22 protein-coding genes and 1 tRNA gene are annotated in these 25868 nt (G+C 39.5%); 19 read left to right on the top strand and 4 right to left on the bottom strand.

Going from position 1 to position 25868, the window contains the following annotated elements; genetic code table 11:
* Positions 1-416: 416 nt before the first annotated feature.
* The 4 genes from J3U68_RS00335 to J3U68_RS00350 all read left to right on the top strand — a co-directional run bounded on the left by J3U68_RS00335 (position 417) and on the right by J3U68_RS00350 (position 2577).
* Positions 417-770 (top strand): GFA family protein, encoded by a 354-nt coding sequence (locus J3U68_RS00335; protein WP_267373233.1) that lies wholly within the window; start codon positions 417-419, stop codon positions 768-770.
* 280 nt (positions 771-1050) lie between these two features.
* A complete protein-coding gene (locus J3U68_RS00340) occupies positions 1051-1458 on the top strand; it encodes a DUF421 domain-containing protein (protein WP_267373234.1) in 408 nt (135 codons plus the stop codon).
* A 25-nt stretch (positions 1459-1483) separates the two neighbouring features.
* Positions 1484-1699, top strand: a complete 216-nt coding sequence (locus J3U68_RS00345) for a YetF domain-containing protein (protein ID WP_267373236.1) — start codon at positions 1484-1486, stop codon at positions 1697-1699.
* 524 nt (positions 1700-2223) lie between these two features.
* The gene (locus J3U68_RS00350; RefSeq protein WP_267373238.1) at positions 2224-2577 is read left to right on the top strand and encodes a hypothetical protein; all 354 of its coding nucleotides are present in this window, start codon (positions 2224-2226) and stop codon (positions 2575-2577) included.
* A gap of 929 nt (positions 2578-3506) precedes the next feature.
* Here the strand turns inward: J3U68_RS00350 and J3U68_RS00355 are convergent.
* The 4 genes from J3U68_RS00355 to J3U68_RS00370 all read right to left on the bottom strand — a co-directional run bounded on the left by J3U68_RS00355 (position 3507) and on the right by J3U68_RS00370 (position 8709).
* A tRNA-Met gene (locus tag J3U68_RS00355) sits at positions 3507-3583 on the bottom strand.
* An 80-nt stretch (positions 3584-3663) separates the two neighbouring features.
* Positions 3664-6276 carry a DNA mismatch repair protein MutS gene (gene mutS / locus J3U68_RS00360; protein ID WP_267373240.1) on the bottom strand — a complete coding sequence of 871 codons (2613 nt, stop codon included), beginning with the start codon at positions 6274-6276 and terminating at the stop codon, positions 3664-3666.
* A gap of 248 nt (positions 6277-6524) precedes the next feature.
* A complete protein-coding gene (locus J3U68_RS00365; protein WP_267373242.1) occupies positions 6525-7730 on the bottom strand; it encodes an acetate kinase in 1206 nt (401 codons plus the stop codon).
* A gap of 73 nt (positions 7731-7803) precedes the next feature.
* The gene (locus tag J3U68_RS00370) at positions 7804-8709 is read right to left on the bottom strand and encodes a hypothetical protein (RefSeq protein WP_267373244.1); all 906 of its coding nucleotides are present in this window, start codon (positions 8707-8709) and stop codon (positions 7804-7806) included.
* Between the two features lie 536 nt (positions 8710-9245).
* Between J3U68_RS00370 and J3U68_RS00375 the strand changes: the two genes are divergently transcribed.
* The 15 genes from J3U68_RS00375 to J3U68_RS00445 all read left to right on the top strand — a co-directional run bounded on the left by J3U68_RS00375 (position 9246) and on the right by J3U68_RS00445 (position 25746).
* Entirely contained in the window at positions 9246-10361 is a 1116-nt protein-coding gene (locus J3U68_RS00375; protein ID WP_267373246.1) for a 1-propanol dehydrogenase PduQ, read from the top strand.
* Positions 10362-10588: 227 nt separating this feature from the next.
* Positions 10589-11413, top strand: coding sequence for an ethanolamine utilization protein EutJ (gene eutJ / locus J3U68_RS00380; RefSeq protein WP_267373248.1), 825 nt, complete (start codon positions 10589-10591; stop codon positions 11411-11413).
* Positions 11414-11424: 11 nt separating this feature from the next.
* On the top strand, positions 11425-12231 hold the full coding sequence (locus J3U68_RS00385) for a flavoprotein (protein WP_267373250.1): 807 nt from the start codon (positions 11425-11427) through the stop codon (positions 12229-12231).
* Between the two features lie 5 nt (positions 12232-12236).
* A complete protein-coding gene (locus J3U68_RS00390) occupies positions 12237-12506 on the top strand; it encodes a EutN/CcmL family microcompartment protein (RefSeq protein WP_267373252.1) in 270 nt (89 codons plus the stop codon).
* Positions 12507-12522: 16 nt separating this feature from the next.
* Positions 12523-13059, top strand: coding sequence for a GlcG/HbpS family heme-binding protein (locus J3U68_RS00395; RefSeq protein WP_267373254.1), 537 nt, complete (start codon positions 12523-12525; stop codon positions 13057-13059).
* A gap of 385 nt (positions 13060-13444) precedes the next feature.
* Positions 13445-13732, top strand: a complete 288-nt coding sequence (gene eutM, locus J3U68_RS00400) for an ethanolamine utilization microcompartment protein EutM (RefSeq protein ID WP_267373256.1) — start codon at positions 13445-13447, stop codon at positions 13730-13732.
* Between the two features lie 21 nt (positions 13733-13753).
* Positions 13754-14542 carry a propanediol utilization microcompartment protein PduB gene (gene pduB / locus J3U68_RS00405; protein WP_267373258.1) on the top strand — a complete coding sequence of 263 codons (789 nt, stop codon included), beginning with the start codon at positions 13754-13756 and terminating at the stop codon, positions 14540-14542.
* A 26-nt stretch (positions 14543-14568) separates the two neighbouring features.
* Complete coding sequence (locus J3U68_RS00410) at positions 14569-16116, top strand: aldehyde dehydrogenase family protein (RefSeq protein ID WP_267373260.1); 1548 nt, start codon at positions 14569-14571, stop codon at positions 16114-16116.
* A gap of 14 nt (positions 16117-16130) precedes the next feature.
* A complete protein-coding gene (locus tag J3U68_RS00415; protein WP_323811412.1) occupies positions 16131-16442 on the top strand; it encodes a BMC domain-containing protein in 312 nt (103 codons plus the stop codon).
* A 347-nt stretch (positions 16443-16789) separates the two neighbouring features.
* Positions 16790-19339, top strand: a complete 2550-nt coding sequence (gene grpM / locus J3U68_RS00420; protein WP_267373262.1) for a glycyl radical diol dehydratase GrpM — start codon at positions 16790-16792, stop codon at positions 19337-19339.
* A 289-nt stretch (positions 19340-19628) separates the two neighbouring features.
* Complete coding sequence (locus tag J3U68_RS00425) at positions 19629-20546, top strand: glycyl-radical enzyme activating protein (RefSeq protein ID WP_267373264.1); 918 nt, start codon at positions 19629-19631, stop codon at positions 20544-20546.
* A gap of 212 nt (positions 20547-20758) precedes the next feature.
* Entirely contained in the window at positions 20759-21997 is a 1239-nt protein-coding gene (locus tag J3U68_RS00430; RefSeq protein ID WP_267373266.1) for a PocR ligand-binding domain-containing protein, read from the top strand.
* 17 nt (positions 21998-22014) lie between these two features.
* Complete coding sequence (locus J3U68_RS00435; protein WP_267373268.1) at positions 22015-23064, top strand: AraC family transcriptional regulator; 1050 nt, start codon at positions 22015-22017, stop codon at positions 23062-23064.
* A 187-nt stretch (positions 23065-23251) separates the two neighbouring features.
* On the top strand, positions 23252-24394 hold the full coding sequence (metK, locus tag J3U68_RS00440; RefSeq protein ID WP_267373270.1) for a methionine adenosyltransferase: 1143 nt from the start codon (positions 23252-23254) through the stop codon (positions 24392-24394).
* A gap of 104 nt (positions 24395-24498) precedes the next feature.
* Positions 24499-25746, top strand: coding sequence for a histidine kinase (locus tag J3U68_RS00445; protein ID WP_267373272.1), 1248 nt, complete (start codon positions 24499-24501; stop codon positions 25744-25746).
* Positions 25747-25868: the final 122 nt, after the last annotated feature.

Consider the following 25868-nt stretch of genomic DNA (forward strand, 5'->3'; position numbering starts at 1 on the left):
AAAATTTGTGTAATATTTTTCCAAATACCTGAAAAAAATTAAAGCAAAACGAATAGAATCATCCATTTCACATTCCGATTTATTTACTCAACCGTATAAAATGTTTAGTACAATCAAATAATCTTGCCGTAAATCATTCTCGATTTAATCCACAATGTTACGATGATATACACATCAGTACAACCACCAGACAGCTTAGTAGTGATAATAATCTTGAGCACAGAAATCACCGACTACAGATTCGGATAAACCCTCTCATTCAAAAAAATCAAGTCAATAAAGAAAAGTTTAGTGTTAATCTGATAATATTATGCCAGTGCCAATGCACCAGACGATAGCAACTCACAGGAAAAGTACTGGAGAAATATATGCTGACAGGAAGCTGTTTATGTACTGCAATTCAATACCAGATTGCTATGAGCGATCAAATTGAAAAAATGGTCTTTTGCCACTGTCAACGCTGCCGCAAATGGAGTGGTTCCGCATTTAATTCAGCGGTGCAAATAAACAGCGATGCTTTCACAATCCTATCAGGTCGAGATAAGCTAAAAAAATTTTCAGCTAATGGCGTAAACCGTTTTTTCTGTTCTGAATGTGGATCTAACCTCTATACTTCACGAGACAGTATGCCAAATGTTTATCGTTTGCGTGCTGGCACATTAGATACAGCAATTTACCCTCAGCAAAAAATACATATTTACACTCAATCCAAAGCAAACTGGGATTCCATCTGTGATGGTGGCTTACAATTTGACGAAAATATAATATAACGAAGAAATAAAAATATATTCAAATCACAGAGACAGCTCAGCACAAAAAAGACATAAAAATACTTGTGTTTAAACTGACACAGAAAAATTCTGTATTCAAAAAAAGAACATCTAAGGAAATTAATGTAAATAAGCCATAAAAAACAGGTGTCAACTATAGTCTGCCACAAATATAACAGCTACAGTAAACACATCATGGTATCGATAAAACCATGATTGCAAAAACCAAAAATGCAAATAATGTTGGACTAAAGCCACCGCACAGACAAAGGAAGCCACCTTGAATCCTATCTACATCAACATCATCCTCAAAATGCTGGTTGCTTTCTGCATCCTGCTGGTGTACATCAACCTATCAGGTAAAGGATCACTGGCACCTATTTCGGCTATAGATCAGGTGGGTAATGTCGTTCTTGGCGCGATTATTGGTGGACCTTTATACAATCCGTCCATCAGTTTTCTACTGTTGGTGATTGCGGCCACATTTTGGGCTGGATTATTATTGTTAGTTCGTTATTTAACTTTTCAGCGCACCTTTGCCAAAGACTTTGTCGATGGAACGTCGATAAGATTAATGCAAAATGGTATCTTGCTGACGCAAAATTTTCGCAAAGCAAGATTATCTATCCGAGATTTTATCATGTTGCTCCATCAGCGATGGTTACACCAGTTTAGAAATTCTGAGTGATGTCTGGTTTGAGTACAATGGGCAGATGACCGTAGTAAAAAAAGGCGAACCGGCCATGGCCATTGTGGTTATTGAAAATAGTGTGGTGAATACTGATAACTTAAAAATATTGGGTTACGATGAAGCATGGCTGGAAAGTGAATTGGCTCGTTTAGGGCAAAAACTGGATGATGTCTTTCTCGCAGAAGTGCATGACCAGAAATTATGGGTTTACCCAGATAATAAAGACTATCTAAGTTGATCCAAAAGATGATCTAATGCATGAAACATAATCAATCGAGGCCGTTTAATGAGTCAGATGGGCATCAGTGCAGCAAAACTGCGTTGCCATTAATCATTAATTTGACTAAAAAAACCGTTAAGAATCCATGATTCCTTATATTAATTAACCATCATGGCGTTTCGGGCAATTAATTAAGCAGGGATATCATCCGTTGCATCATCGAGCTCAACTAAATATTCAAAAATTAATACAGTTGCTTCAACATCAGTGTTGCTTCTGTTACATAACACATAGGCTGCAACATTCAAATCGGGATCTATGCTTGTGATCATGATTAATGAGACGCATAATGCCTACTGTGGTATCCATATTCAGGCAATGACCTGAGTAGCAACTACTGCATAATCGTCATCGCTTGAATAAAAATGAATCTTTCCAGCTACCCAATTCATTGTTTAACCATCAGGTTAAAATAGCATCCAGTTCACGTAGCAGAAGCAAAAGCGGAAGCACAAATACTAACTGGTGGTTCTGATAAAAGAATGGGTTTTCAAGTTGAAGCATCTGCAGATGCCGGAGCGGCAAAAACTAATTATGCAGGCCAATCTGTTTTTTTCGGAATAGTTAAAGCTAAGGTAGGATTACATGGAGGGGCTGCTGCAATAGGTGGAAAAGGAGGAGCATATTTAGACTATGATGACTATGCAATTGGATTTAATATAGGAGGAGAAATAGCAGCTTTAGTGGGCATAAAAGGAGAAGTAGAAGTGGCTATCAGTGTAAAACCTGTTATAGACGGTGCAGTAAGTTTAGTAGACCATATATACGAAGTTTTTCCCCCTTCTGCAATAGAAGGAACTATATTAACAGGATGTTCTACAGCTAGAATAGGATAATTTAAATAACAAGAAAATGAAAATTTTATTTTTTATATTATCAGTAGTTTTATATTACTTTTTTTCTTTTAAGGCTCCCCTCATTTATCCTAAAAGAAAACTATGTATATTTTTAGGAGGTTGTTTAGTTTTATCCCCTATAATTTATGTAATATTGAATATATTTAATGCTCTATTAATAGGAATCTTAATTAAATATTTTAACCTTACTGTATTAAAAGAATTCCTTCATATTAAATTTTTCCCAAAATTATTTATGTCTTTTTTAATAGTGTTTTTTATTAACTTATGCATCTTACTAGTTGCTGATAATATTTCAGATTATCTGATTAAATTCCACCAAAAATATAACATTGAAAACCTAAATAAAAATCCTGTGAAATTTGTGCTATCAAATAAAGAAAAAATAAAATTATATTATCGAATATTTTTTATGTTAGGAAGTTGCTTAATGCTCTATGGAGTATGGTTTAAAATGGAATAACTTAATAACTATGAAACTGAAGATAGGGGATTGTGTTCTTTAGTTTTATTACTAAACAGATGTCCAATTGCGATAAATGTATAATTTTATATACCTATTTTTATAAAGATTTTTTTTACCAATAATTTAAACATATGAAACTAAAAATTGCTGTTTTTGCTTTTTAGTATTGGTAACGGGTTTGGATAGTGAACAGCAAGCAAGCATATTGCTTATTTATCCAATCAGATAATGTCTAGTTATCCAGTCAGTGTTTATTTGCCTAGGTTTTACAAGTCACAAAGCGAAAAATTGTCTAAACCATAACGCAACATAGTTTTTTCCCTATTCGTTGCATTATATTTTTGCTAAAAGCATTCCGTAGAGGGATAACAGAACAAAATGAATTGCATGAGATAAGTCGATAAAACAAAACGCCTTGTTTTAAACAAGGCGTTTAGGAATTTGGTTGCGGGGGCAGGATTCGAACCTACGACCTTCGGGTTATGAGCCCGACGAGCTACCATGCTGCTCCACCCCGCGTCTGGTAAGGTGATAATTATACGCATAATGCCGACAATGTCAAGCCTTAAATCAATGAAAGTGGTTTTGGGCAAAAGTAATCAATGATCTTGCTGATATTGTTGCCACCATTGCACCAATTCGTATATGGATGCCAAGGCTGCTTTTGGAGTCAGCTCATCCGGATTCAGCGATGAGAGTTTATCGCTTAGATCAGCCGGTATCACAGCAGCAGCCACTATGGCTTCATCGTGTTCAGCATCATTGCGTGTTGCGTCTAGATCGGATTTCACTTGAAACATATCCATTTGCGGTTGATTCGCCGCTGCGTGCTGTTCCAATGATTGTAAATGCCGATACGCTGAATTTAATGCACGGCTGGGCAGACCGGCCAGTTTGGCCACGGCAATACCATAACTTTTGCTCGCTGGTCCAGGTTCAATGTGATGCAGGAAAGTAATTTCTTGCCCATCTTCCAAAGCGGCAAGGTGCATATTAAAAGCGTGACTAAATTGTTCCGGTAATTGAGTCAGTTCAAAATAATGGGTGGCAAACAAAGTATAGCTTTGATTTTTCTGCAGCAAATGTTCAGCAATAGCCTGGGCTAGCGCCAATCCATCAAAAGTGGAGGTGCCACGACCCACCTCATCCATTAAAACCAGTGATTGATTAGTGGCATGATGCAAAATATAGGCGGTTTCTGACATCTCCACCATAAAAGTTGAACGGTTGGAAGCCAAATCATCTGAAGCACCGATGCGAGTGAATATCTGATCAATCGTTCCTAACGTACAGTTTTCCGCTGGTACCGGTGCACCCAGATGCGCCAATAGCACAATCAATGCAACCTGTCGCATGTAAGTGGATTTACCGCCCATATTCGGACCGGTGAGCAACATCAGGCGATGCTTATCATCCAGCTGCGTGTCATTAGCGGTAAAATGTTGAACTTGTTCCGCCACCACCGGATGCCGACCGTTTTTAATCTGTAAACAAGGATAGTTCACAAACTGAGGGAAGCAATAATCGCTGAGCTCAGCATAAGAAGCAAAGGTGGTGAGCACATCCAACGTTGCCGCAGCTTTGGCGCAACGCTGTAATAATGGTAGCTCTTGTTGTAATTGTTGCAGTAAAGCGTCATATAGGCGTTTTTCCAAGGCAAGCGCATTTTGCTGCGCTCCAAGCACTTTTTCTTCAAATTCTTTTAATTCTGGAGTGATATAACGCTCGGCATTTTTCAGCGTTTGACGACGTTGATAATCTGCCGGTGCCTGCTCTGACTGCGCTTTACTTAGCTCAATATAAAAACCATGTACGCGGTTGTATTCCACTTTCAACGTAGATAAACCGGTGCGTTCGCGCTCACGGGCTTCCAGTTGTTGCAGGAACTCATCACCGTGATTTTGTAAGCGCCGTAATTCGTCTAGCTCCTGATGATAGTGGTGATTGATCACTCCTCCGTCACGCAACCAGATTGCTGGTTCCGGCATGATGGCTGCGGTTAATTGTTCAGCAACCGCTTTGGCCGGTGGAAATTGTTCAAATAAGGTCTCAACCAGACTGCTATCGGGTACTTCCGGTAGCTGAAAATTGGCCAAAGTATGCAAGCTATCGCGTAAAGAAGATAGATCGCGTGGACGGGCACTGCCAATAGCAATGCGTGCGGCAATACGTTCAATATCCGCTACTTGTTTTAACATGCCGGCTATGGCAACACGATGTACCGCCAAAGTTTCAATGGCTTTTTGGCGCGCAACAATTTGTTTATGCTGGCGCAGAGGTTGGTGCAACCACATGGCCAATAAGCGACTGCCCATGTGAGTAGCGCAATGATCTAAAACTGAAAACAATGTCGGGGATTTTTGTCCGCTCAACGTTTGGGTTAATTCCAGATTGCGCCGTGTGCTAGCATCCATGCCGATATAGCTGGTTTCCTGTTCCAGCGTCAGACTGTCTAAATGCTTAGGCAGCTGCATTTGTGTTTGTTGCACATAATTTAACAGTGCGCCTGCTGCACCAATGGCAACATCATGTTTGCCTGCTTCCAAGCCAAATGCGCGCAAATCCTGACTACCGAAATATCGCTGTATCAGTCTTGCACCGGTATCCGCTGCAAATTGCCAGGCATGTAACCGCGTTAATAATTGCTGATAGCCAGCCAGATTCAATTTATCCTGTGTCTGATCTGAGAGCAGAATTTCCGCCGCCTGTAAGCGTGCCAGTTCGTGTACCACGGCTTCTGGATCAATAATTTTGCAGCGAAATTCACCACTTTGTAGTGACAACCAAGCCAAACCGAGTTGTTTTTTTACCCAATATAAAGCAGCGATGCGATTGGTTTCTTTATCTTCCAGCAAAGCACTGTCTGTCAGTGTACCTGGTGTGACAATGCGTACAACCTGACGTTCTACCGGTCCTTTGGTCGCGCCAACTTCACCCACTTGTTCACAGATGGCCACGCTTTTTCCGAGCTTGACCAGTTTAGCCAGATACTGCTCCACGGCATGATAAGGGACACCCGCCATTTTAATCGGTTCACCATTCATTTGCCCGCGAGTAGTGAGCGTAATATCCAGCAAGCGTGCTGCTTCTACCGCGTCTTCAAGAAACAGTTCATAAAAATCCCCCATGCGATAAAACAACAATTTATCCTGATGGTCGGCTTTTATGGACATGTATTGCGCCATCATCGGTGTCATAGTCGGTTTGCTCATTGGCTTAGAAAATTATTTTGTTTGACTAAAGGGTTATTGTAACAGACTGCATAAGTTGTGTCGGTTGGTTTAAACAGATTAGCTTGTTTAAAACCTTAAGAAATGGCTGGTAAAAAACCATAAATATATTGATTGTTAGGATATTGGAGCAATGAATGCAGACAGATTCGGTATGATTTGGTGAATAAAAAAGAACTATCTGCCCGTGGCGATACCAGGCAGATAGTTCTGATAAAGCTAAATCATATTTAATTGGTTAGACGTGCCGCATCTTGAGCAATCATCAATTCTTCGTTCGTCGGGATAACCAATACAGGGCGACTACCTTCTTGGTTAATGGCACCACGTTGTCCGAAGCGAGCGGCTAAATTGCGTTCCTGATCGATGCTAACGCCAAGAATACCTAACTTATTAATAGCCATTTCGCGCACTTCAGCTGAATTTTCACCGATACCGCCGGTGAAGATAATGGCATCAAGACGTCCATCCAATAACGTACTATAAGCACCGATATATTTCACTAACCGATGCACAAAGACATCGAGTGCATTGGTAGCACCTTCGTCTTTACCATAATGTTCAGTTACATAACGACAATCGCTGCTCACACCAGTTAAGCCCATTAGACCAGATTTCTTATTCAATAAATCATTTATTTCGTCTATAGGCATATTCAGATTTTTGGACAAGAACACAATGATCGCAGGGTCAATATCCCCGCAACGGGTACCCATCACCAGACCTTCCAGCGGAGTTAACCCCATTGAGGTATCAACCACCTTACCATTTTTAATGGCCGTAATTGAGGCGCCGTTGCCCAGATGGCAAGTAATAATGTTGGTCTCTTCTAATGGTTTTCCTAACATTTCAGCGGCCTGAAGACTAACATAATGGTGGCTGGTACCGTGGAAACCATAACGACGAATACCATGTTCCTCATACAATGCTTTAGGCAGAGCGTATAAATACGCTTCTTTCGGCATAGTAGTATGGAAAGCAGTATCAAATACACCGACATTTTTGTGTTTTAAGTGTGGAAATGCCTGCATTGCTTCCCGAATACCAATTAAATTCGCAGGATTGTGCAGTGGTGCAAAAATGGCAGCTGCTTCAATATCTTTCAGTATCGTTTCATCAAGCACCACAGATTGAGTAATTTTCTCACCACCATGTGTTACACGATGTCCGATCGCAGTAATGCTGGATTGTAATTCCGGTTGCTGTGGCAAAATGCTGTCAATAATGAATTTTAAAGCCTCACTATGCGCCGCTCCTGCGCCCAGATCTTGTTGCTGTTTCTGACCGTCTAAATTCCATTTAATTCTGGCCTCAGGCAGATTAAAACACTCTGCAAGCCCAGACAGATATTCTTTCCCACTTTGAGGATTAATAATGGCAAATTTTAGCGATGAACTACCACAATTTAGCACCAAAACATTATTACCTAAACTCATAATTACCCTTTTAACTTTAGTTGTTTTGTATAAACAATTAATTCTATAGTATGAAATTTACGCACTCAAGCAGTTAAATCAAGGTAATCGTATTAAACAGTCCGATGGTGGCTAAAAAGTGAATAATCGTGGTGGCAATAAAAATGGTAAAAGCAGGGGGATCAATATGAGTATCACCATGCACCAAAAATAAGCGGGAAAGTAATTCTCCCAGCAATGCACAGCAGATACCAATTAACCCCGCCCATAATATACTGCCGGACAAAGCGGCTACCGTAGCTGCTGGTAGACCAATATGATGCGAAATAGGTATGTTGGTATTGAAATGCAAAAAGATTAATGAAAAAGCAGAAACCCCGAATGCCAGCAATGCACCATTACTACCTAATGAAAGTCCGAGATAACCTGCCGCCAGACCAACCCCGACTCCCAAAGTTAATAGCTGAGGCAGACGGCTATGATAGGGCATCCAGCATTTTTCAGCAGGCGGATTTAAATGACTAATTCCGGCTGCTGGTTTACCCAATAAGCCAGTTTTCCCAAATACCAAACGCGTGATAAAGCCCGAAACAACGACGGTGAAAGCAACAGTATCAGTCCAACCCAGTCCCGAAGAAAACGCGGGAATTTTATTGGATACCCAGATACATAAATAACCAATGATCCCAAATATACCACCCACCAGTAAAACATCCGGTGCATCAAGACCACATAGACCGGCAGTAATATCTCGTCCGGAACCAAGTTTACCTTTTCTTGCAGCATAGGCCGTTGCAGCCACCCCTGAAGCAAAGCCACCTGCATGCGGGCCGAAATAGCCAAATGGAAGGTTAACAAAATCAGATGGGTGGCCGGTACACACCTGAATAGTGACGAGAACAATAACCAATAGTCCAACAAATTCAAAAGCAGCTAAAGCCCCCAAAGCAGCACCAAAAACACCAAACCCAAATGCGATTAATAAATTAGATATTTCCATTTTGCATAAACTCCGGTTTATTTAAGGTTTCAGCATGAAATTATCTAAACTTAACACAATAATTCCATGAGTAAACTGTATTTTTTTGACATATACACCCTGTTAATTGTGAAATTGATGGGGTAGAAAGCAAAAAAATACTATCTGTATTGATGACATCATCAAATACTTAGTCATACCGGATATTGAGTAGTCAAAACTTGAGCCAATGTTGGAAAACTAACCAGCATGATTTGGTTACAGCGAAGTTAACGAATGGTGCAGCAGCAACATCTACAACTCTTAATTTCCATTTCGATAATTCGAAGCCTGATCAATCTGGAATTGTTCATTTAGAGCAAACGATTACAGGCATATTGCTGAATATTGCATTAAATTCAAAAAACAGATGATTTATGATTTTTTTGATATGAAAATCGATCAATGACAAGAATGTACTATTAGTGAACAAAGATAAGCTATTACTTCGAAAATAATGAATGTTAGATTAACGTTGATGAAAATTGCGTTCTTATATTCGATTAATAGGTAGTCATATGGTCAAACAGTTTAGCATTAAATCCCATATTTATAGTGGAACGAATGCTTTGCAGATATTAAAGCAGTATGCCGGTCTGCGTATCGGTATTGTCACTGACAATTTTATGGTTTCATCTGGCTTGATTAATCGAATTACTGAACAATTATCTCAAAGTAAAGTAGCGATTTTCAAAGACGTTAAACCAGATCCCAGTATTGAAATTTTGCAACAAGGCGCACAGTTCTTTTGTGATTTTAAACCAGAGATGATCATTGCTTTTGGTGGCGGTTCTGCTTTAGATGCCGCCAAAGGCATTTCAGCTACTTTGATATCAATGGGCACCGCAGAAGAAATTGCTTTAGTCGCCATCCCCACCACGAGTGGTTCCGGTTCTGAAGTCACTTCTTATGCCATTATTTCTGATCCAACGAATAACATTAAATATCCACTTGTATCGGATGATCTGCTGGCAGATATTGCCATTCTGGATTCCTCCTTGGTAATGAGCGTACCCAAAAATGTGTCTATGGATACCGGTATGGATGTCATGACTCATGCCATTGAGGCGTTGGTTTCCATTAATGCCAATGATTTTAGCGATGCATTGGCTGAGAAATCCTTGCGCATGGTGTACGAATATTTACCTCAGGTATTGGATGATCTGAGTAACCAGCTAGCCAGAGAAAAAGTTCACAACGCGTCTTGTATGGCTGGAATGGCTTTTAATTCAGCCGGTTTGGGATTGGTACATGGCATGGCGCATGCCCTTGGGGCTTTACTACATATAGCCCATGGCAAAATCAATGCCATGCTGTTGCCTATCATTATTCAATTTAATAGTTTGGATGATGCATTGATTACAGATCGTTATGCTCATTGCAGCAGAATAATTGGGCTACAGCATCATGATCATACTGTGTTGGTACAACTGCTTATTCACGAAATTCAGCGCATGAACAAAATGATGGGTATTCCAGCATCGCTCAAAGAGTTAGGCGCAAATATTGAATTATTACAACAGAATCTGCCACAAGTCATCACCGCTGTATTAAATGATAGTTGCACCAAAACCAACCCGAAACCGGTTAATCATAGCGATATCCGTGCTTTAATCCAACAAATTATTGGCTAGCAGAGGGCGAAAATGAAATTGTGGGTAATAACCGCTGAAAAGAAACAATGCTATCTTTCAGAAATGGGGTATGGCAGGAAATCAACCTTATTTCTGCCACTAAGAGAAAACAGACAATAAATGTAAACAGGATTAATGATTTTAGAGGAGTGGAAATAATCGATAACAGTTTTGATGGGCCTGTGTAGCGCAACCAACAAATCATAAATCCTCTGTAAGGAAAACTTATGCCAACTTCTGAAAACGTATTACATCAGTTTGCACAGTTAATCAATCAACAAACTTGTAAGCAACCTTTCGGCAGGTTAAAAGTTGGTGTAGATCTAGGCACAGCCAATATTGTCCTTTCGGTTATTGATGAAAAAAATCAGCCTGTTGCCGGTATTGCTTATCCCTCTACCATGATTAAAGATGGCATTGTGGTTGATTATGCTAAAGCCAGCCAGATCGTTTCCGAACTGAAACAAAAACTGGAAGAAAATCTCCAACAATCCTTGATTTATGCTGCTACGGCCATTCCACCAGGGATTTCCAGCGGAAATGCCAAAGTGATTGCCAATGTGGTTGAGTCAGCTGGTTTAATTGTGACAAACGTGGTCGATGAACCTGTTGCGGCTGCCACAGTTTTACAGATAAAAAATGGTGCAGTGGTCGATGTTGGGGGTGGCACCACAGGCATGGCATTTTTTCGTCATAACAAAATTATTTTATCGGTGGATGAACCCACAGGGGGAACGCATATGACATTGGTTTTAGCTGGTGCGTTAGGTATCAGCGTGGAAAACGCTGAACAGATCAAAAAAAATGCTGCACGCGCTGATGAAGTTTTTTCGATCATCAAGCCGGTAATTGAAAAAATGGCTGCGTTGGTCAAAAATTGGCTCCAACCTTATCGAACCAAAAACATCTATTTGGTTGGTGGAGCCAGTTGCATCAAGAATTTTGCCCGAGTATTTCACGAGCAGACCCGTCTTAATATTATTTGTCCTCCTGAGCCTTTGTATGTCACTCCTATGGGTATTGCGCTTCACGTGCACCTACCGCAAAGATAAAGGGAGTTTGAATGCATAATTCCAACTTATCTGAACTGATCAATAAGGTTATTGTTGATTTAATTTCTGATGCCGTGCTCAACATAGTTAACCAGCAATTAGCATTGCCACAATCAATAGTCGTTGTATTTAGCGGCCAAGCCGGACTTTGCTATGCTTCAGTCTTGCAACAATTGCTGTCATTACCTAAGAATCAAACCATAAATATATTTTTTTCCAATTCAGCACTGCAACATTTGTCTACCCAGAAAATTTCAATATCGGCACACACAGAAAATATTCTTTTTTTCCACGATACAAATGAAAACATCATACAAGATTTGCCATATGACTTACTTTTGTTACCAGAGTTATCACTGAATAGTTTAGCTAAAAGCGTGAATCATATTGCGGATAATTTGCCGGCAAAATGGATTCAACAAGCATTGCTGGATAATAAGCGCATTGTAGTAACCTTTGATTATTTAACTCAGCACCATCACCTAAATCCAACTTATCAACATGATATTGATGCGCAAATTTCCAAGCTGATTGCCTACAACATCGAGTTAGCCAGTATTACTGACATAACAACAAAGATTAAAGCTTGTTACGCTGAAACAAAAAATCTACCCGTTAAAACTCAGGAAAAAGATTCGACCCCTCATGGCAATAACCGGTTGAACTTTGCTCGTCAAACGAAAAATAGGCTCATAGCATCCTCTCAAGTCCGTTGTCATAATGCACAAACGCCCTTGTATTTGGGTTATGACACGCTGGTGACCCCTCTGGCAATGGATATCATCAGACAAAAAAATATTCCCATCATTAAAGGTTGAAATATATGTATTTAGCTGAAGTAATTGGAACCGTGGTATCAACCACAAAAGATATTTCGTTAAATGGCATGAAATTACTCATTGTCAGGCGCTTAAATGCTCAAATGCAATCGGAAGGAACAACGGAAGTGGCTGTGGATACCGTGGGTGCAGGTAATGGCGAAATGGTCATTGTCTCAAAGGGAAGTTCTGCCCGATTAGCCAATAATAAAGACCATTCTGTCATAGATGCGGCCATTGTTGGTATCGTTGATACCACTGAACTGGCCGAATGATCGGAGAAGTACTGCTATGCATAATCTACAACCCAATCTCATTGATCACTATATAGATAACGCCATCAACGACCTGCATCAGACGACAAATCAACATCGGTCATCCCAGTCAGATCAGCACGATCTGATGCCAGAGTTGTCGCTCAATGAAATGATGTTACTGGCGTCTTTAGCTGAACAACAAGCAAAAATGCTGGGCATAGATATCGTCTTTGCATTGGTTGATCGATATGGCTTACAACGGTTCTATTTTAGCATGCCAAAAGCATTATTAGTCAGCCATACTTTAGCGCCCAAAAAAGCCTATTCTGCGGTAGCCATGAAAATGCCAACGCATAAATTAGCAGAAATGATGCAGCCTAATACCGCTCTTTTTGGCGTTGAACGAATTGCTGATATTTGTGGCGTCGGTGGTGGTTTTCCTTGTTTACATCAAAATCGTATCATTGCCGGCATCGGCATTAGTGGTGGAACGGTGGAGGAAGATATGCTTATTGCCATTAATTGCCTCAGTCAGTTCAGTCAACAATGCTTCCCTCTAAACAGTAATTAAATTTTTAAATCATCCATCCAACAGTCTTTTAACCATTCATTATGCTAAATAAATAGCAACAAAAAAGTGTCGCTTTTTATTTTGAGCTTACTTCTGTAAGCAATCAACATTTATAGAATCCTTTTTCTATTTACCCAATAAACCTAAACGTTGGACAGCTTTCGATAAGTTATTAGGATTATTTTGTCTTCAGTAAAAATCAAAAACAAAATACTCTCTCCATTTGTCAAGACTTTTATCAAACGCACCTTTAGTATCAGTATTAACAAAGATTTATCATAATCCTTTTGGATAAAAGTATAAATTCCATCCCAAAACAACAGAAAAAAACAATCCGTACCGTTTAAATAATCAATTCACCTGAATAACTATCTAAGGAGCTGTCATGCAACAAGAAGCGTTAGGAATGATCGAAACCAAAGGTTTAGTCGCTGCGATTGAAGCCGCAGATACCATGGTTAAATCAGCGAATGTCACATTAGTGGGTTACGAAAAAATAGGTTCAGGACTGGTCACCGTGATGGTCAGAGGTGATGTTGGTGCAGTCAAAGCCGCTACTGATGCCGGCTCAGCAGCAGCAAGCAAAGTCGGTGAACTGGTGTCTATCCATGTTATCCCACGGCCGCATACCGAAGTCGAAAAAATATTACCTTCTGGCATAGTGAAAAATTGATAACTGGAGAGGAGGGCTGAGATGAGCCAGAATTTAGTAGAACAAATCGTATCAGAGGTGATCAGGAAACAATCCTCCTCTCTGGGAACGGCACAGGTCGCTTCTTCAAATTATAGTGAATGCGGGCTAACAGAATACGTAGGCACAGCAACAGGTCACACCATCGGACTGGTGATCGCCAATGTCGATAGTCAGCTGCATGAACTCATGGGCATAGATAAGAAATATCGATCAATAGGGGTATTGGGAGCAAGAACCGGAGCTGGTCCGCAAATATTTGCCGCGGATGAAGCGGTAAAAGCAACCAATAGCGAAATACTCAAAATAGAATTACCGCGCGATACGGAAGGAGGAGGGGGCCACGGTAGCTTAATTATATTTGGAGCAGAAGATGTATCGGATGCCCGTCGGGCGATAGAAGTATCGTTAAACGAAGTAGAGCGGACGATGGGAGATGTATACGGATCAGCAGCAGGGCATCTGGAGTTTCAGTACACAGCAAGAGCCAGCAGCGCGTTAAATCAGGCATTTGGCGCACCGATAGGAAAATCATTCGGGATGACAGTAGGATGTCCAGCGGCGATAGGTGTAGTGATAGCGGATGTGGCAGCGAAGTCAGCGGTGGTAGAAGCTGTTGGTTATTCAAGCCCGGGTCATGGCACCAGTTACAGCAATGAAGTGATCTTTACCTTTTCAGGAGATTCTGGCGCGGTGCGACAGGCAGTGATAGCAGCCAGAGAAGTCGGGCTGAACCTATTATCAACACTCGATCCGAGTGTCCTGAAATCAACGACTACACCTTACATATGATATTGAGAAATTAGCGGGTAATGAATATGAATGATTTAGCAATCTCTCAAGCTGTGGCTAATGTATTAAAAAAATATAGTGGTGCGGCAGAGTCCAAGGAAAACACATTTCAACCAGCGGATCAGTCGTTATCAGGTGCCGAAAAAGATTCCGATCACCATGGATTAATTGACGCAATAGTGGCTGAAATACTCCAACAGAAATCTGAAACCAAACCATCTGAGCCCTATTCAGGCAACATTCAGTTTAGCAATGAACATGGCATATTTACCAGTATGGATCAAGCTATTGAAGCGGCGTATCAGGCGCAGAGGCAATATTTAGTCTGTTCGATGGCTGATCGACAAAAATATATAGATGGCATTCGCGCAGTTTTTTTGCAGCAATCGGTGTTAGAACAAATATCCGCAATGGCAGTTGAAGAAACTGGCATGGGTAATTATGAAGATAAGCTCATTAAAAACCGTTTAGCGGCTACCAAAACACCAGGTACAGAAGATTTGATCACCCAAGCTTACAGTGGTGATGATGGTTTATCCGTGGTGGAATACTCTGCTTATGGCGTGATCGGTTCAATCACGCCGACCACCAATCCAACAGAAACCATTATCTGTAACTCTATCGGTATGCTGGCAGCAGGTAACAGCGTGGTTTTTAGTCCACATCCACGTTCTAAAAATGTTTCGTTACTCGCAGTTAAGCTGATCAATGAAAAATTAGCGCAGTTAGGTGCACCGGCCAATCTGGTGGTTACCGTTGATCAGCCTTCCATTGAGAACACCAACGTCATGATGACACATCCCAAAATCCGGATGCTTGTTGCCACCGGAGGACCAGCTATCGTTCAATCAGTATTGTCCAGTGGCAAAAAAGCGATTGGAGCAGGGGCAGGTAATCCGCCAGTTGTCGTTGATGAAAGTGCCAATATCGAAAAGGCTGCCAAAGACATCATCAGCGGATGCAGCTTTGACAATAATCTGCCTTGTATAGCGGAAAAAGAATTGATTGTTGTTGATCATGTAGCAGATTTTCTAATCCATTGCATGAAAAAAAATGGTGCCTACCTGCTTTCTGAACCAGCACAAATTGCACAATTACAAGAACTCGTTTTAAACGACAAAAAAACGGGTCCTAATACCAATTTTGTCGGTAAAAGCGCTATTTATTTGTTACAGCAACTCAATATTGCTGCACCTAATGACACCAAAATCATCCTGATTGAAACGGATAAATCACATCCTTTTGTCGTTCATGAGCTAATGATGCCGATTTTACCGTTAGTACGGGTCAACAATGTTGATGAAGCCATAGATCTGGCTATTGAAGTTGAACACGGCAACCGACATACCGCGATTATGCATTCGATGAACGTGGAAAAACTTACCAAGATGGCCAAACTGATTCAAACCACTATCTTCGTTAAAAATGGACCTTCCTATGCTGGGTTGGGTGCAGGTGGACAAGGATTTTCATCCTTCACCATAGCAGGACCTACCGGAGAAGGTTTGACTTCAGCTCGCTCATTTGCTCGTCAGCGTCGATGCGTCATGGTGGAAATGCTGAATATTCGTTAAGAAAAGGCGTAAACGTGGCAAAGAAAAGAATCATTAATGCCCCGAGTAAGCAAATTCTGGACATGTTAAAAAAACGTACTCCGCATGATTTTCGAACATTATTAGACCAATTTCATGTCGACGCAGTAGGTTTGATAATGGTTTCAATTCCTGATCTGTACTTTTATGCCGATGTGGCCAGTAAGTCTGCCAATGTCGTGGTATCTGAAGTGTTTGGTAGTTGTCCACAACATGTAACCACGTTGGCGATATTTGGTGAAATTGCTGCTGTTCAAGCTGCTATGCAGTCAGTTGAGGAGATTGAAATTAGTGAACAAAGCTTCTGAAGCAAAAAAATATAGCGTATTACCCGTGTTGATTAAATAAATATGCAGTCCTGTTTCTTAATCAAACACCCAAAAACGGATACTGAAAATAAATATCTTGTTGACAAATAAACCAAGGGAGAACAAATAAAAATGGCTATCCAGGATTGAGCATGTGATCAGACATAGAACGAAACGCTGCTAATTAGCCAACAGTTATTCGAGCCATCATAACTGTGGCAACGTGAAAAGCTTAACCAGCGTTATCAGCCAATTTAATCACTAATCACGTAGATAAACTAACTATTTGGCATATTAAAAGATTTATTCAATTGACATGGTAATAAAATTATACAGGAGTAAAAAAGATGATTGAGAAAGGGTTCACTAATCCAACCGATCGCGTTGTTAGATTAAAAAATACCATCATTAATGCAAAACCCTACGTTGAGTCAGAACGTGCTGTATTGGCCACGCAAGCTTATAAGGAAACAGAGGGTCTACCTGCCATTATCCGTCGGGCAAAAGTTGCCGAAAAATTATTCAATAATTTACCTGTAACCATTCGTGATGATGAACTCATCGTCGGCGCGATTACGAAAAATCCTCGTTCAACAGAAATCTGCCCAGAATTTTCTTTTGAATGGGTAGAAAAAGAATTTGATACGATGGAACATCGCATTGCCGATCCATTTATCATCCCTAAGCAAACCGCACAAGAATTACACGAAGCATTCCAATATTGGCCAGGAAAAACAACCAGTGATTTAGCAAATTCCTATATGTCGCAACAAACTCGCGACTGTATTGCTAATGGCGTATTTACCGTCGGCAACTATTTTTTTGGTGGTGTAGGGCATGTCAGCGTAGATTATGGCAAAATTTTACGCATAGGATTTAGTGGCATCATCGAAGAAGTCAACGATGCATTAGCAAAATTGGATCGTATGGATCCAGGATTTATTAAAAAAGAACAGTTTTACAATGCAGTCGTGATCACCTACAAAGCTGCAATTAATTTTGCTCATCGCTATGCAGATAAAGCCAACGAATTGGCACAACGCGAAACCAATCCGCAACGTAAAGCTGAATTATTACAAATAGCGCAAAACTGTCAAAGAGTGCCCGAACGTGGAGCAACAAATTTTTGGGAAGCATGTCAGACCTTCTGGTTCGTTCATTGCATGTTGCAAATCGAATCTAGTGGACATTCAATCTCCCCAGGACGTTTTGACCAGTATATGTACCCATACTATCAAGCCGATAAAAGCATTAGTGCAGAGTTTGCACAAGAACTGGTTGATTGTTGCTGGATCAAACTCAATGATGTCAACAAAACCCGTGATGAGATTTCGGCTCAGGCTTTTGCTGGCTATGCAGTATTTCAAAATCTTTGTGTTGGTGGTCAAACCGAAGAAGGTTTGGATGCAACTAATGACATGAGCTATATGTGTATGCAAGCTACCGCACATGTCCGCTTGCCACAGCCTTCATTCTCCATACGTGTATGGCAAGGAACACCAGATGAATTTTTATACCGAGCGTGTGAGGTCGTGCGTTTAGGTTTGGGCGTGCCGGCCATGTATAACGACGAAGTGATTATTCCTGCATTACAGAATCGAGGCGTGTCTCTCAGAGATGCACGGGATTACTGCATTATAGGTTGTGTAGAACCTCAAGCACCACATCGTACAGAAGGATGGCATGATGCAGCATTCTTCAACGTAGCCAAAGTACTTGATATCACCCTAAACAACGGTCAGGTAAATGGACGTCAGCTAGGTCCAGTTACTGGAGATATGACCACATTTCGTAGCATTGACGACCTATATCGGGCTTTTGAAACGCAAATACAATTCTTTGTGCGCAATTTGGCAGAAGCATGTAACAGCGTGGATATCGCCCATGCAGAACGCTGCCCACTGCCATTCTTATCAGCCATGGTAGATGACTGTATCGGTCGCGGTAAATCACTGCAAGAAGGTGGAGCGATCTATAACTTTACCGGACCACAGGCATTTGGGGTCGCAGATACCGGTGATTCAGTCTATGCCATTCAAAAACAGGTATTTGAAGATGGTAAAATTTCCTTGGCTGAACTAAAAGAAGCCCTTCAGGCAAATTTCGGTTATCCAGTTGGTGCCCATTTGGCCAATGGCAAAGTAGACGTTGATACATCACTTAACGAACAGCAAATATACGATATCGTCAAAGGGATTATTAATAAAAATAGAACTTTAGATCCTGAGGCTATTAAAACAGAAGTCTATCGTCAAATATCGACACAGAGTGCTGACACCAACAGTAGCAACCAACACTATGAAGAGATCCGGCGCCTGTTAGCCAGCACACCTTGCTTTGGTAATGACATAGACGCCGTCGATTTAGTTGCCCGCCATTGTGCATTGATTTATTGTAAAGAAGTAGAAAAATACACCAATCCTCGCGGTGGTCAGTTTCAGGCTGGCATTTATCCTGTATCTGCAAATGTCTTGTTTGGTAAAGATGTCAATGCATTACCGGATGGGCGTTTGGCGAAAGAACCCTTAGCAGATGGTGTTTCACCTCGACAGGGTAAAGATACCCTTGGTCCAACCGCAGCGGCAAATTCTGTGGCCAAACTAGATCATTTTATTGCCTCCAACGGAACCCTCTATAACCAAAAATTCCTACCATCATCATTAGCAGGTGACAGCGGATTAAAGAATTTTAGTGGCATGATTAGAGGTTACTTTGATCGCAAAGGGATGCATATGCAATTCAATGTCATCAACCGAGATACCTTGCTTAAAGCTCAGCAAAATCCAGATCAATACCGCGATTTAGTTGTGCGAGTGGCTGGTTATAGTGCGCAGTTCGTCGTTTTAGCCAAAGAAGTTCAGGACGATATCATTAGTCGAACCGAACAAAAATTTTGATTAATGCGCTCAAGCATATACCCATGTTACCAAACAAGCATAACCAAATGGGTATATAAGTAAAGTAAGGGATTTAGTACTTATCCTAAATCCCTTACTTAAACACTCGCGATTAACATCGCGACCAAAGTAATGTGCAACTAACTGCTAAAAATTTCTATTTTCCATCATCTATAACCATATGCAGGTCTTTGTCGGGATTAAGCAAATATCATTTATATCTGCTAACAGATGATAAATAAAACATAAAAATAAAAATTCACCAACCATCAACTAAGAAAAGAAAAAAATGGAAAAAATAGAATATGATCTTGAAGGCACAGTATTCAATATTCAACGCTATTCATTGCATGATGGACCTGGTATCCGCACCATTCCATTTCTGAAAGGATGTCCATTAGCATGCAAATGGTGCAGCAATCCAGAATCACAAAAACCACAACCTGAAATCATGTATCAAAAAAGCAATTGTATTCACTGTGGTAAGTGTTTTGAAGCCTGTCGGTATGGAGCATTGTCCAAAGAAAATCCCTATATGGTCGATCGCGATCGTTGCGTGGCGTGTGGCGCCTGTGCAGAAGTTTGTCCTACTAATGCCTTAGTTTTAAAGGGCAAGAAAATGACCGTATGGGAAGTTATTCATGAATTACAAAAAGATGAAAATATATATCGACGCTCCGATGGTGGCATAACTCTCTCAGGTGGCGAGTCATTATCCCAACCCAAATTCACTCGAGAATTATTACGAGCTTGTAAAGAAAGGGGATGGCATACGGCTATAGAAACCACCGGCATGACGACCAAAGAAATAATCGAATCGGTCATGCCTTTTGTCGATTTGGCCTTAACAGACATTAAAATCATCGACCCTTCAATACATAAAAATGTGACTGGTGTTGATAATCAAATCATTCTGGAAAACCTCATTCGTATTTCAAACCTGACTAAAACCATAGTCAGAATTCCAGTGATACCCAATGTTAACGATAATATTGAAGCCATTAGAGAAATCGCTGAATTCACCAAGTTGATGAAAAATATTAATGAAATCCATTTATTACCCTACCATAATTTTGGCGAAAATAAATACAACCTACTCGGACGCATTTATCCACTTCATGGTGTAAAAGAATTACCTAAAGATAAAATTAGTCTTTTAAAGCAGGAAATCGAAAAATTTGACATAGCATGCCAGATTGGCGGGTGAAAAGCGAAAATAAAAGCATTAAACCTTTAATTATGCAAAAAAAGTTGAAAAAAGACAAAAATAATGAATGAAATAATGTTCTAGATTAAGTTCCCCACAAAACAGTATTGAAAATTATTGATATATATTGTAATTTTCAATTAACTATTTTATGTTCACCGTCATTATGCCAGCTTTAAAACGCATAAAAATCGGAGTAAATGGAGTGTTTAATGAGTTATACATTCCGATTAACGGAACTAATAGAACTAAAGCAATTACAAACATTGCAAGAAAACTTCAGTAAATCCATTGGCGTGGCAATCGTCATCGTAGATGAAAAAGGGGTTCCGATAACCAAACCAAGTGGGTTTTCTAAGTTTTGTAAACTATCTCGGGCAAGCGTATTGCAACAATACCGGTGTTTTCAGTGTGATAACGCTGGTGGTCGCGCAGCCATGTCTGCCAATAAACCAGTCGTTTACCGTTGCTGTTGTGATTTTGTTGAATTTGCCGTACCGATCATTGTTAATGAACAGTATCTGGGGGCTTTTATTTCAGGGCAGGTGAGAGTAGAACCTGAAAAAGAACAAAAAATTCCCTACATATTAGATCGTTCTTTAGAGTGGAAGAAAAATAAGCAACTCATCAAGGCTCATCAACAGGCCAATTATATTCCCTATGATAAATTCGAAGCCGCAGCTTATACCGTATTAGATATCACCCTGTTCTTAGCCGAACAAGCCTATGCCAATAAAATCCAAAAAGAATTAAATGCAAAAAGCATTAAACTGGCAGAAGAACAACGCAACCGTGCAGACTTAGAACGCGCACTGTGTGATGCTGAATATAAAGTTCTTTCTTATCAATTCAATCCACATTTTTTGTTCAATGTTTTAAATACCATTGGTCGCTTGGCCTTATTAGAAAATGCGCAGCAAACTGAAAACATGGTCTACTATTTTTCCGACATGATGCGCTACATTCTAAAAAAAACCGATCATAAATTAATAACAATTGGTAGCGAAGTTAATGCGGTAAAAAGTTATCTAGCTATACAACAAATACGCTTGAAAGATCGATTTAGTTACCAAATTGATATTCCTAATAAATATCTGAGTGTCACCAGCCCATTTTTAGTTTTACAGCCATTAGTAGAAAACTGTTTCAAATATGTCATTGAACCTAAGGAAGAAAAAACACATATAACCTTAAAGGCCTATGATGATGGAGAGGATGTATTACTTGAAGTTATCGATAACGGTGATGGCATCGCTGCTGAGCAAATAAATGAAATATTATCTGATGATACAAAGGGAGATAAACAAAACAGTATTGGAATCAAGAATATTCAAAATAGACTAAGACATCTATTTGGTCAACGCTATGGTTTAGAAATAAAAAGTCCATTTAAACCCAACATGGGAACAACAGTACGATTAAGATTTCCTATAAACAAAAAAACAGCATAAAACTAGAGAATTTTAATATGTATAAAATACTATTAGTCGAAGATGAATTAATCGAGTTAGCGGCATTAAAGAAAATCATTAATAAGGGGTTTGACAGCATCAAAGTATTTGAGGCCAGTAAAGGTTCTGAAGCTATTGAACTCATTGATCAACTTAATCATATCGACCTAATATTGGTTGACATCAATATTCCGTTACCAAATGGTTTGGAAGTGATTCGCTATTTACGCGGAAAATCCCACGAAGCCAAAGTGATTGTAACCACTGCCAATGATGATATTGATGTAGCGCGGCATATGTTCGGATTGAAGGTAGATGACTACCTGCTCAAACCAATTAAGCCACAAGTTCTCATCAATACAATCAAAAACTGCTTAGAATTTAATGAGCAAAAAAGTCATGAAATCAGACAGCAAAAAGCAACATTCAATCAATATCTGGACAAATTTCAGTATATTGAATGGAATAATCAAATTATTGAAAGTTTATCCCTACAGTATGATCAAATAATCGCTGAAAATAATCAGGAAATATTTAATTTAATCGATCTGCTGCAGCAAATAATCAAAGCTAAAGGGTGGGATATCGAACAAATACATGAATACGAATCATATCTAAATAATACCCAACTTGATAAAAGTAACTATTACAAAGTACTGTCAATGATGCTGGATATCAGTCACCGTATTTTTGATATGGCGTATAAAGCATCCGGCAAAAAATTAACCCCAATTCAACGTGCTCAACATTTCATCGAACAAAATATTTTAAAAGATATTTCTTTGGATAAAGTTGCCGAAAAAGCCTACATCAGCTCTTGTTATTTAAGTCGATTGTTCAAAAAAGAATTTGGTATGGGTTTTTCAGAATATATTTCCAAACGTAAAATAATCCTCGCCCAGCAACTTTTACGTTTTAGTGATTTGCAAATCAATACCATCGCATTAGAGCTTGCTTATAATGATGCTAACTATTTTTGCCGATTATTTAAAAAAGAAACAGGACTATCACCGTCAGAATATCGCCGTCAGGAAAATAAAAATGTTGAATGCTGTCTTTCCTCTTGAATAAATACACACCAAAAATCTCATTGAGCATAGCATCAGCGAAAGCATATCACTTTAAGACTAACTAGTATTTATTTGCCCAACGCCCACCAGCAGGAACAAAAAAGTATAGATAGTTGTAAAGATATTTTGCGGAACAAAGATTAGCATGAAGCGAAGAAATTGATAAAGTCAGGAATGATAAAAGATGCATAACTATCTTTTTACATCAGAATCTGTTTCCGAAGGGCATCCAGATAAATTAGCTGATCAAATTTCTGATGCAATATTAGACGCCATATTAGTACAAGATTCCAAAGCGCGTGTAGCATGCGAATGTTTAATCAAGACTGGTGCTGTCATCTTAGCCGGAGAAATCACCACTACGGCACTCGTTGATTATGAATCTGTGGTCAGAAAAACCATCAATCGTGTCGGATATAACCATTCAGAAACCGGTTTTGATGGACATACCTGTGCGGTCATCAATATGCTTGGTCATCAGTCAATGGATATTTCCCGTGCAATTGATCAGACAATAATAGAAGAACAGGGTGCTGGTGATCAGGGAATCATGTTTGGTTACGCTACCGATGAAACCCCAGAATTCATGCCCGCAGCAATTACCTACGCTCATCGCCTGATGGAAAGACAGGCACAGTTGCGCAAAAATCAGCAATTACCGTTTTTATTGCCGGATGCAAAATCCCAAATCACATTTTTATATGAAAATAACCAGATAAAAGGGGTAGATACCGTTGTTTTATCTTCACAGCACCACCCTTCAATCTCACTGGATCAACTTAGAGAAGCCATTATTGAGGAAATTATTAAACCCATCATTCCACAAAGATGGATTTTACCTTCTACCCAGTATCTGATTAATCCGACCGGACGTTTTGTTGTCGGTGGGCCGGCTGCTGATTGTGGTTTAACTGGGCGCAAAATAATTATAGATACCTATGGAGGGGCGGCCCATCATGGTGGTGGCGCATTTTCGGGCAAAGATCCCTCAAAAGTGGATCGGAGTGCGGCCTATGCTGCACGCTATGTAGCCAAACATATTGTTGCAGCTGGGCTAGCGCGTCGTTGCGAAATCCAGATTGCTTATGCAATTGGCGTGGCTGAGCCAGTTTCCGTGATGCTCAATACATTCAATACCGAAAAGATTGCGATCTCAAAAATGAAAGCATTAATTCAGGAGATATTTGATTTACGCCCTTATCACATTATTAACCATTTGAATTTATTATCACCCATTTACACTCCGACAGCTTGTTACGGCCATTTTGGGCGAAATATATTTCCATGGGAAAAGTTAGATCAATTGGAAAAATTTCCACAAATATAGCGAGTTTCAGTTATAGGCATTCAACAATTTTGCATAGCAATTTACCTAATAATTCAATAACCATGCCTAGTCTAAAATGAAATACTAAAATCTATAGGTTTTACATGACTTACCATTTTCATTTAACCGAGTTAATTGATATAGAGAGATTACAGACTCTACAAAATCACTTTAGAAAAGCAATGGGTATCGATATAGTCATTGTTGATGAAAAAGGCATAGCGGTGATTAAACCAGATAATTCAGGCTTGTTTGATCATCATACTTATCATGGGAACATATACAAACATCACTGTTATGAAAATAAAAAATCAGACACACGTACTATTCAAAGCTTAAAAAAATTAGAAGCCACTCGATGTGACTGCGGATTTATCGAAGTGGCTGCTCCATTGATAGTAAGAGGACAATATTTAGGTGTTTTTTTATTAGGTCATGGCAAGAGTGAGATGGAGAAAGAGCACAATACTCCAGAAATAAGTTGCAAGCTAAATACCCAAAAAAAAACGTTTAATCAAGCTACAAGCACTGCAAAAAACAGCTCAATTTCTTTAGAACGATTAGAAGCCGCAGCAAACTTATTATCCAATGTCACCCATGGTATAGCTGAGCAAGGTTATATCCACAACATTCAAAAACAACTACATGCAAAAAGCATTAAGTTAGCTGAAGAACAACGTAACTTAGCCCAGTTACAACATGCTTTACGCGACGCAGAATATAAAGCATTAACCTATCAAATCAACCCTCATTTTTTATTTAACGTACTCAATACTATTGGAAAACTCGCTTTTTTAGAAAATGCAGAAAAGACAGAAGAGATGGTTTACCTTTTTTCGGATATGATGCGTTACATACTTAAAAAAGGAGACAACACATTAATTACCATCGGTAGTGAAGTACGTTCCATCAGAAGATATCTGGCTATTCAGCAAATTCGCATGAAAGATCGATTTACTTATGAAATCACCGTGCCGGATAAATATTTAGAAATTGCTAGTCCCTTTTTAATCTTACAACCCTTAGTAGAAAATTGTTTCAATTATGTCGTTGAGCCACGAGAAGTAAAGAGCCATATCGGCATCAAAGCCTATGATGATGGAAAAACCATTTTTATCGAAGTCTCAGATAATGGTGATGGAATTTCACCAGAAAAAATCTCCTTCATTCTCTCCAATACAACCAAACGAAATTTTGATAAAAGCATTGGTATAAAAAACGTTCAAAATCGTCTCAAACTGCTATTTGGTGAGCAATTTGGTTTAGAAATTGAAAGCCAAAATAAACCAAATTTTGGCACAATAGTAAGATTGAAATTGCCCATGAGCAGCAAATTGCATCATATTAATTAAATCACATTAAAAATAGAACCAAACTTTAAAACATCAATTGCAGCCCTTTTACCATTAGCAATATATTGCGAATAAATTTTATTAAACAGCAAAATAATCCCTGTTATTAGCAAGACTTTTGT

It is taken from the genome of Snodgrassella sp. B3882 (genome assembly GCF_026535915.1).
GTDB lineage: Bacteria > Pseudomonadota > Gammaproteobacteria > Burkholderiales > Neisseriaceae > Snodgrassella.